Source organism: Pseudomonas sp. KCJK9016 (genome assembly GCF_046231795.1).
GTDB lineage: Bacteria > Pseudomonadota > Gammaproteobacteria > Pseudomonadales > Pseudomonadaceae > Aquipseudomonas > Aquipseudomonas bananamidigenes.
Map to the genome: position 1 here is coordinate 81822 of NZ_JBJJMM010000015.1, position 17401 is coordinate 99222.

General features: G+C 61.5%; 16 protein-coding genes. 6 read left to right on the forward strand and 10 right to left on the reverse strand.

The window, feature by feature from the left end; genetic code table 11:
* Positions 1 to 124 precede the first annotated feature (124 nt).
* From ACK6BI_RS16380 to ACK6BI_RS16395, 4 genes are all read right to left on the reverse strand, one after another.
* A complete protein-coding gene (locus tag ACK6BI_RS16380; protein WP_409317869.1) occupies positions 125 to 1783 on the reverse strand; it encodes a Na/Pi cotransporter family protein in 1659 nt (552 codons plus the stop codon).
* A 213-nt stretch (positions 1784 to 1996) separates the two neighbouring features.
* Complete coding sequence (locus ACK6BI_RS16385; protein WP_409317870.1) at positions 1997 to 2764, reverse strand: TerC family protein; 768 nt, start codon at positions 2762 to 2764, stop codon at positions 1997 to 1999.
* Positions 2765 to 2834: 70 nt separating this feature from the next.
* Complete coding sequence (locus tag ACK6BI_RS16390; protein ID WP_119429908.1) at positions 2835 to 4142, reverse strand: CitMHS family transporter; 1308 nt, start codon at positions 4140 to 4142, stop codon at positions 2835 to 2837.
* Between the two features lie 436 nt (positions 4143 to 4578).
* On the reverse strand, positions 4579 to 4905 hold the full coding sequence (locus ACK6BI_RS16395) for a DOPA 4,5-dioxygenase family protein (protein WP_065260155.1): 327 nt from the start codon (positions 4903 to 4905) through the stop codon (positions 4579 to 4581).
* Positions 4906 to 4989: 84 nt separating this feature from the next.
* On the opposite strand from ACK6BI_RS16395, the gene ACK6BI_RS16400 reads away from it, so the two are divergent.
* Positions 4990 to 5655, forward strand: a complete 666-nt coding sequence (locus ACK6BI_RS16400) for an NAD(P)-dependent oxidoreductase (protein ID WP_409317871.1) — start codon at positions 4990 to 4992, stop codon at positions 5653 to 5655.
* On the opposite strand, the gene ACK6BI_RS16405 is transcribed toward ACK6BI_RS16400, so the two are convergent.
* Positions 5656 to 6606, reverse strand: coding sequence for a choline sulfate utilization transcriptional regulator (locus ACK6BI_RS16405; protein WP_409317872.1), 951 nt, complete (start codon positions 6604 to 6606; stop codon positions 5656 to 5658).
* A gap of 114 nt (positions 6607 to 6720) precedes the next feature.
* Here ACK6BI_RS16405 and betC point away from each other — a divergent pair, with 114 nt between their 5' ends.
* From betC to ACK6BI_RS16420, 3 genes are all read left to right on the forward strand, one after another.
* Positions 6721 to 8235, forward strand: coding sequence for a choline-sulfatase (gene betC / locus ACK6BI_RS16410; protein ID WP_409317873.1), 1515 nt, complete (start codon positions 6721 to 6723; stop codon positions 8233 to 8235).
* Between the two features lie 16 nt (positions 8236 to 8251).
* Positions 8252 to 9169, forward strand: a complete 918-nt coding sequence (gene choX, locus ACK6BI_RS16415) for a choline ABC transporter substrate-binding protein (protein ID WP_409317874.1) — start codon at positions 8252 to 8254, stop codon at positions 9167 to 9169.
* Between the two features lie 200 nt (positions 9170 to 9369).
* Positions 9370 to 10938 carry a SulP family inorganic anion transporter gene (locus tag ACK6BI_RS16420; protein WP_409317875.1) on the forward strand — a complete coding sequence of 523 codons (1569 nt, stop codon included), beginning with the start codon at positions 9370 to 9372 and terminating at the stop codon, positions 10936 to 10938.
* A 7-nt stretch (positions 10939 to 10945) separates the two neighbouring features.
* On the opposite strand, the gene aroE is transcribed toward ACK6BI_RS16420, so the two are convergent.
* Together aroE and hemF are read right to left on the reverse strand one after the other, a co-directional pair.
* Positions 10946 to 11767 carry a shikimate dehydrogenase gene (gene aroE, locus ACK6BI_RS16425; RefSeq protein WP_409317876.1) on the reverse strand — a complete coding sequence of 274 codons (822 nt, stop codon included), beginning with the start codon at positions 11765 to 11767 and terminating at the stop codon, positions 10946 to 10948.
* Between the two features lie 9 nt (positions 11768 to 11776).
* Positions 11777 to 12691 carry an oxygen-dependent coproporphyrinogen oxidase gene (gene hemF / locus ACK6BI_RS16430; protein WP_409317877.1) on the reverse strand — a complete coding sequence of 305 codons (915 nt, stop codon included), beginning with the start codon at positions 12689 to 12691 and terminating at the stop codon, positions 11777 to 11779.
* A 151-nt stretch (positions 12692 to 12842) separates the two neighbouring features.
* On the opposite strand from hemF, the gene ACK6BI_RS16435 reads away from it, so the two are divergent.
* Positions 12843 to 13820: an NADPH:quinone reductase gene (locus ACK6BI_RS16435; RefSeq protein WP_409317878.1), complete on the forward strand. Its 978-nt coding sequence runs from the start codon at positions 12843 to 12845 to the stop codon at positions 13818 to 13820.
* 49 nt (positions 13821 to 13869) lie between these two features.
* Here the strand turns inward: ACK6BI_RS16435 and ACK6BI_RS16440 are convergent, their stop codons facing one another.
* From ACK6BI_RS16440 to ACK6BI_RS16450, 3 genes are all read right to left on the reverse strand, one after another.
* Positions 13870 to 14427 carry an L-threonylcarbamoyladenylate synthase gene (locus tag ACK6BI_RS16440; RefSeq protein ID WP_409317879.1) on the reverse strand — a complete coding sequence of 186 codons (558 nt, stop codon included), beginning with the start codon at positions 14425 to 14427 and terminating at the stop codon, positions 13870 to 13872.
* 54 nt (positions 14428 to 14481) lie between these two features.
* Positions 14482 to 15579: a DNA-processing protein DprA gene (gene dprA / locus ACK6BI_RS16445; protein WP_409317917.1), complete on the reverse strand. Its 1098-nt coding sequence runs from the start codon at positions 15577 to 15579 to the stop codon at positions 14482 to 14484.
* Between the two features lie 82 nt (positions 15580 to 15661).
* A complete protein-coding gene (locus ACK6BI_RS16450; protein ID WP_409317880.1) occupies positions 15662 to 16687 on the reverse strand; it encodes a LysM peptidoglycan-binding domain-containing protein in 1026 nt (341 codons plus the stop codon).
* A gap of 170 nt (positions 16688 to 16857) precedes the next feature.
* Here ACK6BI_RS16450 and def point away from each other — a divergent pair, with 170 nt between their 5' ends.
* Positions 16858 to 17364, forward strand: coding sequence for a peptide deformylase (gene def / locus ACK6BI_RS16455; protein WP_409317881.1), 507 nt, complete (start codon positions 16858 to 16860; stop codon positions 17362 to 17364).
* Positions 17365 to 17401: the final 37 nt, after the last annotated feature.

Below are 17401 nucleotides of genomic sequence, written 5' to 3' on the forward strand. Positions count from 1 at the left end.
GGATCGCTTTCGCGAGCAGGCTCGCTCCCACAAAGGAATGCCTTTCAAATGCAGGAGCGAGCCTGCTCGCAAAGGCGTCCTTGAGGCTGAACCATGAGTACTGACTGACCACAGCCCCAGACGTTCAAGGCGAATGCGTGATGTCGGCCATTTCGTCCGCCGCCAGCGCGCCGGTGTCGGAAGTTTCCAGCACCACGTAGGCGCTGCTGCAGAACAGCGAGTTCAGGCGTTTCATATCGGCAATCAATTCCAGGTGCAACGAACTGGTCTCGATACTTTGCACGATTTTGCGTTGCAAACGGCTGACATGGGCATGGGCCAGACGCCGCTCCTGAGCGCGGAAGCGACGTTTCTCGCGCAACAACTGGCGTGCGCTTTCCTTGTCGCCACTGAGAAACACCGACAGCCCCAACCGCAGGTTGGCGATCAATTGCTGGTGCAGCCCGGCCAGTTCTTCCAGTCCGTCTTCGGAAAATGAACGGCGCTGGGACGTCTTCTGCTGCTGCACCTTGCGCAGCATGCGTTCGATCAGGTCGCTGGCAAGCTTGAGGTTGATCGCCAGTTCGATGATTTCCGCCCAGCGCCGACTGTCCTGTTCGCCAAGATCCTCCCGGGGCATCTGCGCCAGATATAACTTGATCGCGCTGTACAGCGCTTCGACGTCATCGCTCAGCTTGCGCATTTCCTGGGTGACTGCGGTCTGTTTGCCGCGCAGCACGTCGAGGGTGGCGTCGAGCATGTTGTCGATCAGGTCGCCCATGCGCAGGGTTTCCCGGGCGGCGTTGGCCAGCGCCAGGCTTGGCGTGACCAGCGCGGTCAGGTCGAGGTGACGCGGTTTGGCGGTGCCATTGACCTCCGGTCGCTCCGGCAACAGCCAGGCGCACAGCCGCGCCATGGGCGCGACCGTCGGCAGCAGGATCAGGCAGCGCGCGGTGTTGTAGAGCAGGTGGAAGCCGATGACCATTTCCTGCGGACTGTAATCGAGGCTGTCGATCCAGTGTGCCAGCGGGTCGAGTACCGGAATGATCAGCAACAGGCCGATCAGTTTGTACAACAGACTGCCGAGTGCCACTTGCCGGCCCGCGGCGTTCTGCATGCTGGTGCTCATGAACGCCAGCACGCCGCTGCCGATGTTGGCGCCGATCACCAGACCGATCGCCACCGGCAGGCTGATCACATTGGCGCCCGCCAGGGTCGCGGTCAGCAGCACCGCGGCCAGGCTTGAGTAGGAAATCATCGCGAACAGCGCGCCGACCAGGGCGTCGAGCAGGATGTCGCCGGTCAGCGAAGCAAAGATCACCTTCACGCCCTTGGCGTGAGTGATCGGCCCGGCGGCCTCGACGATCAGTTGCAGCGCCAGAATGATCAGCCCCAGGCCGATGGCCACGCGGCCCATCTGCCCGAGCCGTGTCTGTTTGCGTGACAGAAAGAAAATCACCCCGAGGAAAATCAGCAGCGGCGACAGCCATGACAGATCGAAGGTCAGCACCCGCGCCATCAGTGCCGTACCGACGTCGGCGCCGAGCATGGTGGTCAGGGCCGGGGTCAGCGCCATCAGCCCCTGGCCGACGAAGGAAGTCACGAGCATGGCGGTGGCGTTGCTGCTCTGCACCATCGCGGTCACCAGGATGCCGGCGATGAACGCCAGCCAGCGCCTGGACATGTTCTGGCCGATCACGTGCCGCAGGTTGGTGCCGTACACCCGCAGGATGCCGGTTCGGACGATGTGCGTGCCCCAGATCAGCAGGGCCACGGCAGACAGCAGATTGAGCAGGGTGAGCATGCAGACCCCCTGTAGTTGCAGTGCCCCAAAGGGGCAAGTTGACGATACCGCGCAGTTTCTACGTGTTGTTCATAAGCTGTAGTTGGCGAACGGTCCGGGCGCCAGCATTGCACAGCTAAAGTGCGGATTGAAACAAAACCGTCATGAAATCAGGTTCATGCAGCCATGAAAAAAGGGCCCGAAGGCCCTTTGATCATCAGCGCAGCGTTGCGGTTACTGACCCGGAACATCCTTGCGCAGTTTCACCGGATCCTGCTGTTTTTTCTTGCGGGCAATCGCACCGCGCATCTTGATGTTGATAGCTTCGACTGCCAGCGAGAAGCCCATGGCGAAGTAGACGTAGCCTTTCGGTACGTGAACGTCGAACGCTTCGGCGATCAGCACGGTGCCGACCACCAGCAGGAACGACAGCGCGAGCATTTTCAGCGACGGGTGCTTGTCGATGAATTCGCTGATCTTGCCCGAGGCCGCCATCATCACCAGTACCGCCACGATAATCGCCGCGACCATCACCGGGACATGGGAGACCATGCCGACGGCGGTGATCACCGAGTCCAGCGAAAACACGATGTCGATGATCGCGATCTGGATGATGGTGTAGAAGAAGTTGCCGCCCTTGCCCGAAGGCGCATCATCGCTTTCGTCTTCACCTTCCAGCGCGTGGTACATCTCCTGGGAGCTTTTCCACAGCAGGAACAGGCCACCGAAGAACAGGATCAGGTCGCGACCGGAAATGCCCTGCCCGAACACCACGAACAGGTCGGCGGTGAGGCGCATGACCCAGGTGATCGACAGCAGCAACAGGATCCGCGTGATCATGGCCAGGCCAAGACCGAAGATCCGGGTGCGCTGCTGCATGTGTTTGGGCATGCGGCTGACCAGGATCGAAATCATGATGATGTTATCGATGCCCAGGACGATCTCCAGGGCGGTCAGGGTGAAGAAGGCAACCCAGATTTCGGGGTTGGTCAGCCAATCCATGTGTATTCCTTTGAGCGAGTGTTAAACCCGTACGCCGGCAGGCCGCCGGCGTACGGGTGATTTGAAGCCGTTACAACGTGCTGAACAGCGGGAACGTCCCCAACAGCAGTGCGGCGGCCAGTATGCACAGGCAGACCAGCACTGCCCACTTCAGGGTGAAACGCTGGTGATCGCCGAACTCGATCCCGGCCAGTGCCACCAGCAGGTAGGTCGACGGCACCAACGGGCTCAGCAGGTGAACCGGTTGGCCGACGATCGAGGCGCGGGCCATTTCCACAGCGGTGATGCCGTAGTGGCTGGCCGCTTCCGACAGCACCGGCAGCACACCGTAGTAGAACGCGTCGTTCGACATGAAGAACGTGAACGGCATGCTCACCAGCGCGGTAATCACCGCCAGGTACGGGCCGAGGAAATCAGGGATCACCGCCAGCAGGCTTTTCGACATGGCATCGACCATGCCGGTGCCCGACAGGATACCGGTGAAGATGCCCGCCGCGAAGATCAGACTGACCACCGACAGCACGCTGCCGGCGTGAGCCGCGACGCGATCCTTCTGCTGTTGCAGGCAAGGGTAGTTGACGATCATGGCAATACTGAACGCCACCATGAACAGCACCGGCAGCGGCAACAGGCCGGCGATCAGGGTGCACATCAACGCCAGGGTCAGCAGGCCGTTGAACCAGATCAGTTTCGGACGGCGGGCATCCGGGAACTGCGACACGCTGATTTCGCTGTGATCGATCTCGTCGCCGATCAGGTGCAGCTCACCCAGACGCGCACGTTCACGTTTGCCGTAGAAGTAGGCAATGATCAGGATCGCGATCACACCGGCGCCCATGGCCGGGATCATCGGCACGAAGATGTCCGACGGGTCCACGTGCAGCGCACTGGCCGCACGGGCGGTAGGGCCGCCCCACGGGGTCATGTTCATCACACCGCCGGCGAGGATGATCAGACCGGCCATGATCCGCGGGCTCATGCCGATGCGGCTGTACAGCGGCAGCATGGCGGCCACGCAGATCATGTAGGTGGTCGCGCCGTCACCGTCGAGGGAAACGACGAGCGCCAGGACGGCGGTGCCGACCGACACTTTCAGCGGGTCGCCCTTGACCAGCTTGAGGATCTTGCGCACGGCCGGGTCGAACAGGCCGGAGTCGATCATCAGGGCAAAGTACAGAATGGCGAACATCAGCATCACGCCGGTCGGCGCAAGCTTGGTAATGCCTTCGAGCATCATCGGGCCGATCTTCGGTGCGAAGCCACCGAACAGGGCGAACAGGATCGGGATGATGATCAGAGCGATCAGCGCGGAAAGGCGCTTGGTCATGATCAGGAACATGAACGTGATGACCATGGCGAAGCCAAGGAAAGTCAGCATGGGAAAACTCCAGGCGTAGCGCGGCTAGGTAAGTAAGCGGATCGGGCGGGATCAGCGCAGAACGGGAAGCACGAGACGTACGGGCGGAGTTGGAGCGAGGAGGCGGGCTACAGAGGACATCAGAATCACCATTGTTGTTGTTAATCGGGCCTGACATGCAAGCAATGACATGCGTTGGCCAACCGGTCTGTTGCCGGTAGTGGCGGCGATCCTAATGGGGCAACCTTTCAGCCAGCTTTCGCGGGTGAAAGCTTCGATTCGAACGACCAACCGGCCGTCGGATGCGACTAGAGTCAATGAACACGGGAACGGGAGCAGGGTGATGAACCAATTGCACACAGGCGGCTGCCATTTCGGACATACCCGCTTTCAGTTCAGCGGCCCCCTGCAAGATTTGGACGAGCATTTGCCCGGCGAGCCGGAAGAAACCCTCTGATCAAAAAACAGACAGGTCCAGCGGCCGCATCGCCCCCATCCAGATCGCGTGCTCGGTGTGATCGAGCAAGTCGTCGCCGGTGTCCGGGTGCAGGAACACCACCAGTCCCTTGCGATGGAGTGCCAGCCACGGCAGCACATCGCCAATCAGCTCCGGACCGAAAGCCAGCTGGCAACTCCAGTCCGGATGCGGGCCCACCGGGCGTTCATGCATGCGACCCATCTTCAATGGAAACAACGCCGCCGCCTGCTCACACAGCGTCCGCGCCTGTTCGATGGTGCCGGCGTCGTAATAAACGTGGGCGTGGTAACCCTTGATCGTCTGCATCGCGAACCCTCCGAATCGGTTCGAACCCTTGGCGCTGGCCATATGTCACACGCCATACAATGGAAATCAAAAGGGACCTCAGCCATGAAAAATGCCGAAACCCCGGTGGTGAAGGTGGTGCTCTATGGTGCCATGAGTAGCCTGGGCAGTGCGTTGATGGCTGAACTGCTGCGCCGTCAGCACGAAGTCATCGCCATCCTCGACGACCTGACCGCCCTCGCGCCACGCCCGGGCCTGCGCACCAAGGGCGGCGATCTGTTCGATGCCGAACGGGTCAACCAGAGCGTAGCCGGCAGCTCGGCGGTGATCTGCCTGCTGGATGTGCCGGGCCTGCCGTTCAGCAGCGATCATGTGGAAAAGTCTGTGGTGCTGGGGCCGGTGGAGCAGGTGCTGGCGGTGGATGCGCTGATCGATGGCCTGCAAGCGGCGAGCGTATCGCGGTTGTTTGTCGTGGGGGATTTCGCGCTGCTGGACGAACCCGGTCTGGATGATCGCTTGCAGCGCCACACCGCCGGGGAAATCCGCGAGGCCCTGCAAGGCAGCTCACTGCACTGGACATTGGTCGATGCGCCGCGTGGAGTGGCGGGGCTGACCATCGAGCATTTCAGCCAGGTCGGCGCAACGCTGGAGCCGGGCCTGGCCGAACCGTTGGAGCGTTTGCACCGGGTGGCGATCGGAATTGCCGATGAACTGCGTCTGAACCTGCACACAGGCGAGCATGTGAGTTTTGTTGCCGCATCGAAGCCTTGATCACACGGCGATCGAAGGCAAATCCATTCCCGTCAGCGACTGCGCGCTGCTGGCCTGTTCGGCCATCAGCCAATCGACAAACCGCTGAATCAACGCCCCCCGGCGTTTGCGCTGGGGCAGCACCACGTAATAACCGAGGCGCGAAAGCGTGGTTTCTGCAATCGGCCGGCACAACAAGCCCTGCGCCAGCAAGTTATCCACAAGGTGCCGCCAGCCAATTGCAACACCCTGACCGCCAATCGCCGCCTGGATAAGTAACGTGTAATTATCGAAACGCAGTTGCCCCGGCGCTGGCGGCGTATTGATGCCGAGTTCGCGAAACAACCCGCTCCAGTCGAACCAGTTACTGCTGTTTTCGCCACGCAAGTGCAGCAGGGGAAACTCGAGCAACGCGTTGGCTGGCATGGGCAGGACGCGATCCTTGAGCAATTGCGGGCTGCACACCGGAAACACTTCTTCGCTGAACAGCCAATGACTTTCGCCCTGTTTGAAGCGACCGTCGCCGAACAGCACGGCAACGTCGATATCCGGGCGCAACATGTTGTGATTGCGCTCGCTGGTGACCAAACTGACATCGACCTGCGGATTGGCTGCGTGAAAATGATGCAGGCGCGGCATCAGCCAGTACGCAGCGAAGGCGAAATCGGTAGCGACCTGCAACACTTCATGCTGTTGCTGTGCGCTGATCGCACTCAATCCTGCGTCGATATTCTGCAAACCGAGGGTAATTTGCTCGAAAAGGATTGAGCCAACCTCGGTCAGTTCAATACCTCGGTAAATCCGGTCGAACAGCCGCGTTCCGAGCTGCTCCTCCAGCCGTTTGATCTGCTGGCTGATGGCCGGTTGAGTCGTACCAAGCTCCACCGCGGCGGCGGTAAAACTGCGATGACGGGCCGCCGCCTCGAAAGCGCGCAGCAGGTCGAGGGACAGATCACCGAGGGCTTCATACATAAGCTGTGCTTATCCTAGTCATTGTCCGGCGCGGGCTTTACCGGAAATTGCATGGAATCCATGCTCAATCGCAGCAATGTCGCATAAATATTCACTATGGAATGCCGCGATCACATGAAGCGCAAGAACATTCTCTTCATCATGGCCGATCAAATGGCCGCGCCAATGTTGCCTATCTACGGCCCGTCGCCGATCAAACTGCCGAACCTGAGTCGTCTCGCCGCACAAGGCGTGGTGTTCGACACCGCCTATTGCAACAGTCCGCTGTGCGCGCCCTCGCGTTTCACCCTGGTCAGCGGTCAGTTGCCAAGCAAGATCGGCGCCTACGACAACGCCGCCGATTTTCCCGCCGACATTCCCACCTATGCCCATTACCTGCGTCGCCTCGGTTATCGCACCGCGTTGTCGGGCAAGATGCACTTCTGCGGCCCCGATCAACTGCACGGTTACGAGGAGCGCCTGACCAGCGACATCTACCCGGCCGACTACGGCTGGGCGGTGAACTGGGACGAGCCGGATGTGCGGCCGAGCTGGTACCACAACATGTCCTCGGTGCTGCAGGCCGGGCCGTGTGTGCGCACCAATCAGCTGGATTTCGACGAGGAGGTGGTGTTCAAGGCGCAGCAATACCTGTTCGACCACATCCGCGAGGACGGCGACCAGCCGTTCTGCCTGACCGTTTCGATGACGCACCCACACGATCCATACACGATTCCCAAGGCATTCTGGGATTTGTACGACGAGGCGGATATCCCGCTTCCGACCACACCGGATCAGCTTTCACTCGATCCGCACTCGCAACGTTTGCTCAAGGTTTACGACCTGTGGGACAAGCCGTTGCCTGTGGACAAGATTCGCGATGCACGCCGGGCGTATTTCGGCGCCTGCAGTTATATCGACGCCAACGTCGGCAAACTCCTGCAAACCCTCGACGATTGCGGGCTGACGGACGACACCATCATCGTCTTCTCCGGCGACCACGGCGACATGCTTGGGGAGAAAGGCCTCTGGTACAAAATGCACTGGTTCGAAATGGCCGCGCGGGTGCCCCTGTTGATCAGTGCGCCCGGTCAGTTCAATGCAGGCCGTGTGAACGCTGCCGTGTCCACCGCCGATCTGTTGCCGACCTTCGTGGAACTGGCAGGTGGCAGCCTGGAACCGGATCTGCCGCTGGATGGTCGCTCTCTGGTGCCGCATCTGCGAGGGCAGGGTGGTCACGATGAAGTGTTCGGCGAATACATGGCCGAAGGCACCGTCAGCCCGCTGATGATGATCCGGCGGGGCGCGTTCAAATTTATCTACAGCGAAACCGACCCTTGCCTGCTTTTCGACGTGGATAACGATCCAGAAGAGCAGGAAGAACTCAGCCAATCACCGCAACATCGCCGGCTGTTCGACGACTTTCTCACCGAAGCACGAGCCAGATGGGACATTCCGGCCATTCATCGCGAAGTTCTCGAAAGCCAACGGCGCAGGCGCTTCGTCGCCGAGGCGCTGACGATCGGCAAACTGAAGAGCTGGGACCACCAGCCGCTGGTGGACGCCAGTCAGCAGTACATGCGCAACCACATCGACCTCGATGACCTGGAGCGCAAGGCCCGTTATCCACAACCCTGCCAAAACCAATAACGTCGAGGGGAAGTCCATGGTCAAGTTATCCACAGTAGTGACGGTCAGTCTGCTGGTACTGGGCAGCGCATCCGCGTTCGCCGAGAACTGCGACACGGTGAAAATGGCCGATCCCGGCTGGAGCGACATTGCCGCGACCAACGCCATCGCGGGCTTTCTGCTCGACGGCATGGGTTACAAGGCCAAGGTCGACACCCTCGCCGTGCCCATCACGTTTGGCGGCTTGAAGGACGGCCAGGTCGACGTGTTCCTGGGCAACTGGATGCCGGCGCAGCAGGGCTTCTACGACAAGTTCGTGGCCACCGGCGATGTCACGCAACTGGCGAAGAACCTCGACGGCACCGAATTCACCCTGGCCGTGCCGGACTACGTGTGGGATGCCGGTGTGCATGACTTTGCCGACCTGAACAAATTCGCCGACAAGTTCGATCGCAAGATCTACGGCATCGGCTCCGGCGCACCGGCGAACATCTCGCTGCAGGAGATCATCAAGAAAAACGATTTCGACATGGGTCAGTGGAAGCTGATCGAGTCCAGCGAACAGGCAATGCTGGCCGAAGTGTCGCGGGCGGTGAAGAAACAGAAATTCGTCACCTTCCTCGGCTGGACCCCGCACCCGATGAACGTGCAGCTGAAAATGCGTTACCTCAAGGGTGGCGAGAAATACTTCGGCGACACCGGCAGCGTCTACACCCTGACTCGCAAGGGTTATGCACAGGCCTGTCCGAATGTGGGCAAACTGCTGACCAATCTTTCGTTCACGCAGGAGATGGAGAACAGCATCATGGCCGAAGTGGTGAACAAGAAGGTCAGCAATGCCGATGCGGTGAAGGCCTGGATCAAGGCGAATCCGGGGGTGTTGGACAAGTGGCTCGACGGCGTGAAGACCGTTGACGGGAAGGATGCGTTGCCGGCGGTAAAAGCCCGGCTGTAAATCATTACCTCCGCTTTGTGGCGAGGGAGCTTGCTCCCGCTGGGCTGCGTAGCAGTCCAGAAAACAGGCAACGATGCATTTCTCACTGGCCGAGTCTGCGGGATCGGGAGTGCTGTGCACTCCAGCGGGAGCAAGCTCCCTCGCCACAATGATCAGCCCTGTACTGTTACGCTTGCGTAAAATTTCACCCGAGAGGATCCATGGCCTTCCCCAGCCGCCGCTCACTGTTCCCTTTCCTGGCCTGGCTGCCCCGACAGACCCGCGCCAGCGTCGGGCGGGACCTGATCGTAGGCCTCAGCGGTGCGATTCTCGCGTTGCCGCAGTCGATTGCCTACGCCCTGATCGCCGGGCTCCCACCCGAATATGGCCTGTATGCCGCAATCATTCCGGTGCTGATCGCCTGCCTGTGGGGTTCGTCATGGCATCTGATCTGCGGGCCGACGGCGGCGATTTCGATTGTGCTGTTCGCCAGCGTCAGCCCGCTGGCCGTGCCGGCGTCGCAGGACTACATCACCCTGATCCTGCTGCTGACATTTCTCGCGGGGATTTTTCAGTGGCTGCTCGGTCTGTTGCGCTTCGGCGCGCTGGTGAATTTCGTCTCGCACTCGGTCGTGCTGGGTTTCACCCTCGGTGCGGCGGTGGTGATTGCCATCGGGCAGTTGCCGAATTTGCTGGGGTTGGATCTGCCGGCCAGGGCGACGGCACTGGCCAGTCTGATGGATCTGCTGCGACATCTCGGGGCTGTGGATAAGCCCTCGCTTGTCCTTGGCGCCGCTACGGTGGTGGTGGGCGTATTGCTCAAGCAACTGCTGCCACGCTGGCCGACGCTGTTGATGACCCTGGTCCTTGGCAGCCTGATAGTGTGGCTGTGGCCGACGATGTTCGGCCATGTTCATCTGGTCAGCGCCTTTGTTGGACGCCTGCCGCCGCTCAGCGGATTGCCGCTGGATATGGATCTGGTTTTAAGGCTGCTGCCAAGCGCCGTGGCCGTGGGCATGCTCGGGTTGGTTACCAGCCTGTCGATTGCCCGTTCGATTGCCGCACGCTCACAACAACTGCTCGATGCCAATCAGGAAGTCCGCGCCCAAGGGCTTTCCAACATCGTCGGGGCGTTCTTTTCGGGCTCGTTGTCCGCCGGTTCGTTCACCCGTTCCGGACTGAGCTATGAGGCCGGCGCCTGTTCACCGCTGGCCGGGGTGTTTTCGGCATTGTGGGTGGCGCTGTTCGCGATTTTCGGTGCAGGGCTGATCGCACACATTCCGATCCCGGCCATGGCCGGCAGCATTCTGTTGATCGCCTGGGGGCTGGTGGATCATCGCGGCATTCGTGCGCTGTTGCGGGTCAGCAGGGCGGAATTCGTGGTGATGAGCCTGACCTGCGTCGCCACGTTGCTGCTGGAATTGCAGACGGCCATTTACGCCGGCGTGCTGGCTTCGCTGTTTTTCTACCTCAAGCGCACTTCGCAGCCGCGGGTGCAGCATTGGCGCGATGGAGATGACGATGTGTTGCGGGTCGGCGGATCGATCTTTTTCGGCGCCAGCCACTATCTGCAAGTGCGGCTGCAACGGATGCACGGCGCACGGGTGGTGATCGAGGCACAGCAGATCAACTTCATCGACTATTCCGGCGTGGAAATGCTTCATCAGGAAGCCCGGCGCCTGCTGCGCCAGGATCGCAGCCTGACCTTGCGTCAGGCGCGACCGCAGGTGGTGGAGGAGTTGCGCAAACTCGAAGGGCCGGAGAAATGCCCGATCCGCTTCGAGGATTGAAGGCGCTTTACAGCGCCAGTTGACGACGCAGCTCCGCCAGAACCGGCGCCGTGTCGGGACGTACACCACGCCACAGGAAAAACGCTTCCGCCGCCTGTTCCGCCAGCATGCCCAAGCCATCCATCACCACGCCCGCACCCTGTTCGCTGGCCCAGCGGCAGAACGCGGTCGGCTCCTTGCCGTACATCATGTCGTAGCACAAGGTCTTGCCCGGTTCGATCAGGCCAGGTGCAATCGGCGGCACGTCGCCGCTGAGGCTGGCGGAGGTAGCGTTGATGATCACGTCCACCGGCTCGCGCAGCCAGTCGAAACCGCTGGCCGAGACCGGTCCCAGATCGCAGAACAGTTCGGCCAGCCGCTCAGCCTTGTCGACTGTACGGTTGGCGATGATCACCGAGTCCGGTTTCTCCGCCAGCAACGGCTCCAGTGCGCCACGCACCGCGCCACCGGCACCGAGCAGCAGGATGCGTTTGCCGGTGAGGCTGAACCCGGCGTTGACCGTCAGGTCCCGCACCAGCCCGGCGCCGTCGGTGTTGTCCCCGAGCAGGCTGCCGTCGGCGAGTTTGCTCAGGGTGTTCACTGCCCCCGCCCGTTGGGCACGGTCGGTCAGGCTGTTGGCCAAGCGGTAGGCCTCTTCCTTGAACGGGACGGTCACGTTGGCGCCGCGACCTTCGCGGAAAAACGCCTTGGCGCTGCCGGAAAAGTCGTCAAGCGGCGCCAGCAGGGTGCTGTAGTCGAGGCTCTGTCCGGTCTGCTCGGCGAACAGTTTGTGAATCATCGGCGACTTGCTGTGGCCGATCGGGTTACCGAAAACGACGTAACGATCCATCAGAAGTCCTCAGGCCTGGGCCAGCCAGTCGCGATCTTGCAGGAAGTACTCGGTCAGCCGTGCTTCTTCACTGCCCGGCTCGGCCTTCCAGTCATAGGCCCAGCGCACTTGCGGCGGCAGCGACATCAGGATCGACTCGGTGCGCCCGCCCGATTGCAAGCCGAACAGGGTGCCACGGTCGTAAACCAGGTTGAACTCGACGTAGCGGCCGCGACGGAATTCCTGGAACTCACGCTGTTTGGCGGTGAACGCATCATTCTTGCGACGCTGCACGATCGGCAGGTAAGCGTCGATATAGGCATCGCCGATGGCACGCATGAAAGCGAAACTGGTGTCGAAATCCCATTCGTTCAGGTCATCGAAGAACAGCCCGCCGATGCCCCGTGGTTCATGGCGATGCTTGATGTGGAAATAGGTGTCGCACCAGGCCTTGTAGCGCGGGTAGACGTCCGTACCGAACGGCGCACAGGCCTGCTCGGCGACGCGGTGCCAGTGGATGCAGTCTTCTTCGTTGCCATAGTACGGGGTCAGGTCGAAGCCACCGCCGAACCACCAGACCGGTTCTTCGCCTTCCTTCTCGGCGATGAAAAAACGCACATTGGCATGGGACGTCGGCACATGCGGGTTGTGCGGATGGATCACCAGCGACACGCCAAGGGCTTCAAAGCCGCGCCCGGCCAGCTCCGGCCGATGGGCGCTGGCGGACGGCGGCAGACCGCTGCCGAAGACGTGGGAAAAGTTGACGCCGCCCTTTTCGATCACCGCGCCGTTCTCGATCACCCGGGTGCGACCGCCACCGCCGGCCGCACGGGTCCAGGCGTCTTCGACGAAGCGCGTGCCGCCGTCTTCGGATTCCAGGGCCGCGCAGATGCGGTCTTGCAGGTCGAGCAGATAGGCCTTTACGGCGTCGGTGCGGGTCGTCATGGCTTCACCTTGGATCGGGCATCGCCCCGTGGGCGAGGGGCGGCGCAAATGGGCGCGTAGCATACCATCGCAGGCCGGCACGCCGCAGTTGACGAAGATCAAGCAGGGGAGTTCGATAGGGGCCTTCCGAATCGTCCCGAGGAGTAGGCAGATGGCCAAGCGAATCCAGTTCCGCGCCCATGGCGGCCCCGAAGTGCTCGAATACGTTGACTACCAGCCCGCCGAGCCCGGCCCGCAGCAGGTCCGCGTGAGCAACAAGGCCATCGGCCTTAACTTCATCGACACCTATTACCGCAGCGGTCTGTATGCGCCGCCGGCATTGCCGTCGGGTGTGGGGGCGGAAGGCGCGGGCATCGTCGAGGCCGTGGGCAGTGCCGTCACCCGGTTCAAGGTCGGTGACCGCGTGGCGTATGGCAGCGGTCCGCTGGGCGCGTACAGCGACGTGCATGTCCTGCCCGAAGCGAATCTGGTGCACCTGCCGGATACCATCAGCTTCGAAACCGCAGCGGGCGTAATGCTCAAGGGTCTGACCGTGCAGTACCTGCTGCGTCAGACTTATGAACTCAAGGGTGGCGAAACCATTCTGTTCCACGCGGCGGCCGGCGGCGTCGGTTTGCTCGCCTGCCAATGGGCGAAAGCCCTGGGCGTGAAGTTGATCGGCACCGTCAGCTCGCAAGCCAAAGCCGAACTGGCCAAGGCCCACGGCGCCTGGGAAACCATCGACTACAGCCACGAAAACGTCGCGCAACGAGTGCTGGAATTGACCGACGGGAAGAAAGTCCCGGTCGTCTACGACGGCGTCGGCAAGGACACCTGGCTCGCCTCGCTGGACTGCGTGGCGCCACGGGGGCTGCTGGTAAGCTTCGGCAATGCATCCGGCGCGGTGGACGGGGTCAATCTGGGGATTCTCGCAGCGAAAGGCTCGCTGTACGTCACCCGGCCAACCCTGGCGACCTATGCCAACAATGCCGAGAACCTGCAGCGCATGGCGGATGAGTTGTTCGGGATGATCACCAGCGGCAAGCTGAAAGTGGATATCGGTCAGCGTTATCCACTGGCGGATGCGGCAAAGGCGCAGACCGAGTTGGCGGCGCGGCGTACCACTGGCTCGACCATTCTGTTGCCATAAACCGACTGCGGCGAGGGAGTTTGCTCCCTCGCCACAAAGCGCCACGGTATCAGGCCGGGCGCACGACCCTACCGGTTGCCAGGTCGCGGATCAGGCTCGGGTTCTTGCGCCCGCCCAGCATGCCGCCCAGCACCAGATCGACTTGCCCGCGAAAATACTGCTCGACCCGCAAGCGACTCTTCGCCGCCGGCCGTCCCTGCGGGTTGGCCGACGTCGAAATCAGCGGCCCCACTAGCGAGCACAGATCCCGCACCTGCGGATGATCGCTGACCCGCAGTGCCACGGTGTCATGCACTCCGGTCACCCACTCCGGCAACAGGTTCTGATGCGGCACCAGCCAGGTGTTCGGACCCGGCCAGGTACTGGCCATGCGGTCGATCCAGTCCTGGGGGAAATCCTCGAACAGGAAATCGAACTGCCGGATGTTGTCAGCGACCAGAATCAGTCCCTTGTCCACCGAACGGTTCTTGATCGCCAGCAGGCGATCCACCGCTTCTTCATTCCATGGATCGCACCCCAGCCCCCAGACGGCTTCGGTTGGATAGGCAATCACCGCCCCGGCGCGAATCTCTCGTGCGGCTTGTTGCACACGCCAACTGTTGACCATGAAAAACTCTCCGCAAACAGGTTTCGCGCAGTTTACCGATCTTCAATGTAAAACCTAGCTCGCCCGTGCAAACCAGCGACCGTTTTCGCATACCGCTCGCCCCTCCATCTCCAGTTCGGTCAGTGCCGCCAGCACTTTGGGCAACGCCCAGCCACTGCTCTCGGCCAGCCCTTCGCTGGTGTGTGGTGCCGCATGCAGCAGGCGCAGCAACGGACTGTCGGAGCCTGGTGCGGTCGCGGACGCCGGCAGGTGCTGCCAGCCACGCAGGGCCTCCAGGATGTGTTCGATGGTCTCCACCAGCACGGCGCCGTCACGGATCAACTGGTGACAACCGCGCGCACCGGGATGGTGAATCGACCCCGGAATCGCGTAGACCTCGCGGCCCTGTTCCGCCGCCAGTCGCGCCGTGATCAGCGAGCCGCTGGCCACACTGGCCTCGACCACCAGCACGCCAAGGGACAAACCGCTGATGATCCGGTTACGCCTGGGGAAGTTGCTCGCTGTCGGTCCGGTGTCCAGTGGAAATTCCGAAAGCACCGCGCTGCCAGAGGCAATCATCGCGTCCGCCAGCCGTCGATTGCGCTGTGGGTAAAAATTTTCCAGCCCGGTACCCAATACGCCGACAGTCTGCCCTCCGACGTCCACCGCCGCCTGATGAGCCATCGCATCGATTCCCAGGGCCAGGCCACTGGTGATGACAAAACCGGCTCCGGCCAGACTCCGGGAAAACGCCGCCGCCGTGTCCATGCCCGGACGCGAGGCACGTCGGCTGCCGACCATCGCCAGTTGCGGTTTTTCCAGAATGGCGGGATCCCCGGCGACAAACAGCAAGGGCGGCGGATCAGAAATCTGCGCCAGCAACGCCGGATAATCCGCCTGGTCCCACATCAGCAGATGCTGCTGCGGACGCTCTAGCCAGCGCAATGCGTGGCTGGCGCCGTCGCGCACGTCAGGACAGCGGCGAGCTTCGGCGCTCGTCGCCGGCAACCCCAGCGAGCGCCAGGCACTGGCCGGCGCGCTGAGGGCTTTGGACGCAGAGCCGAACGCTTCGAGCAATCGGGCAAAACGTTTCGGGCCGATTTCCGGCAGGCGGTGCAGGCGCAAACGCGCCTCCAGTTCTGCCGGGGAAACCGGCATACAGACAGGCATCATCATGGATCATCCTTGATCGTCATTAGCCCCGAACCCTTCGGAACAAGCTGTGGATAACTCTGTTGGTAACTTGTGAAGCCAGCTAAGGATTTCGCACCTTGTCCAGCACTGCCAGCGAGCGCGACGCGTTCAGGACGAGGCCGTAACTGAGCTTGTCGTAGGTACGGAACACCATCAGCAAGCCGGCACGTTCATCGGGGATTTTCAGTGGCTGACCGGTGATCCGGTCGCGTACGGTTTCCCCGGTTTTCATCACCACCAGCACATTGCCCTCGGCGAGCCCGTCGCGCTTGCCCTTGTTGAGTGTCACCACGTCCATTGCGCCGATCTGCGTGACGCCACGCGGCACATCAATGATCAGACCGTTGATGTCGGTGGCGGGAGCACTGGGCATGAAGGTCGAGTTGATCGAACGCTCTTCGCCACCGAACAGACGGTCGCCGAGGCGTACTTCCTGGGTCGTGCGTTGCAGGGCGAGGGTGGCGACATCGCCTTCGGTGGCAACGATTTCGCCGCCGCCGACATCGTCGGCGTTGATCCCCAGGAACTCCTTGGTCTGTGGATCGGTATAAACCTTGCCCTGACGGAAGATGCCGTAGACCGGCTGGCCCGGATCGAAATGGCCACGGGCGTAGATCCGGTCGCCGGTGCCGCTGAGCACGCGCTCGGCATCGCCGGCGACGATGTACGGCGCCTTGTCGAAGTCCTCGACCTTGTCAACGATGCGGTTGCTCAACAGAAAGCTGTTGATGGATTTGAGCGGAATGCTCGGAATCGCCTCGGCCACCGGGCTGCTGCGGACCCTGGGCGAAAGTTTGATGGTGCCGCGCGACGCCCCGCGATTAAGGGTCAGACGTGGCTGGCCGTTGACGTAACTGAGCGTCAGGGTGTCGCCCGGATAGATCAGGTTGGGGTTTTCGATCTGCGGATTGGCCCGCCACAGTTGTGGCCACTGCCAGGGTTCGCGCAGATATTTACCGGATATGTCCCAGAGTGTATCCCCCGAAACCACCGTGTATTGCTGTGGAAAACCTTCCTTGAGTTGCACTTGCCCGTATGCGGTGCCGGCCGAGGCCAGAAACAGCAGGGCGAGTAGTGATTTCCTCATGCGGTGAATCCCTTTATCATGTGCGTTCGCGTGAAACGCCAGAGCCCCCGTGGCTCGCTCCCTGCTCTATGCTGAAAAGCAAGGCGCTACGTTTCACAACGGTAGCCTGCATCTTCGGACCCGCCAGGCCATCGACCCGACTTTACCTCACACGTGCAGCAATCAAGCTTATGGCCATTTTGAACATCCTCGAATTTCCGGACCCGCGTCTGCGCACTATCGCCAAACCTGTGGCCGTAGTGGACGACGAAGTGCGTCAACTGGTCGATGACATGTTTGAAACAATGTATGAAGCGCCGGGCATCGGCCTTGCCGCGACCCAGGTCAACGTGCACAAACGTATCGTCGTGATGGACCTTTCCGAAGACCGCACCGAACCCCGGGTGTTCATCAACCCCGAGTTCGAACCGCTGACCGACGAAATGGAGCAATACCAGGAAGGCTGCCTCTCGGTGCCGGGCTTCTACGAAAACGTCGACCGCCCGCAGAAGGTCAGGATCAAGGCGCTGGACCGTGAAGGCCAGCCTTACGAACTGATCGCCGAGGGCCTGCTCGCCGTGTGCATCCAGCACGAATGCGACCACCTCAACGGCAAGCTGTTCGTCGATTACCTGTCCACGCTCAAACGCGACCGGATCAAGAAGAAACTGGAAAAGCAGCACCGCCAGAACGCTTGATGCCCCTCTCCAAAGGCTTGCCGCGGCAAGCCTTTTT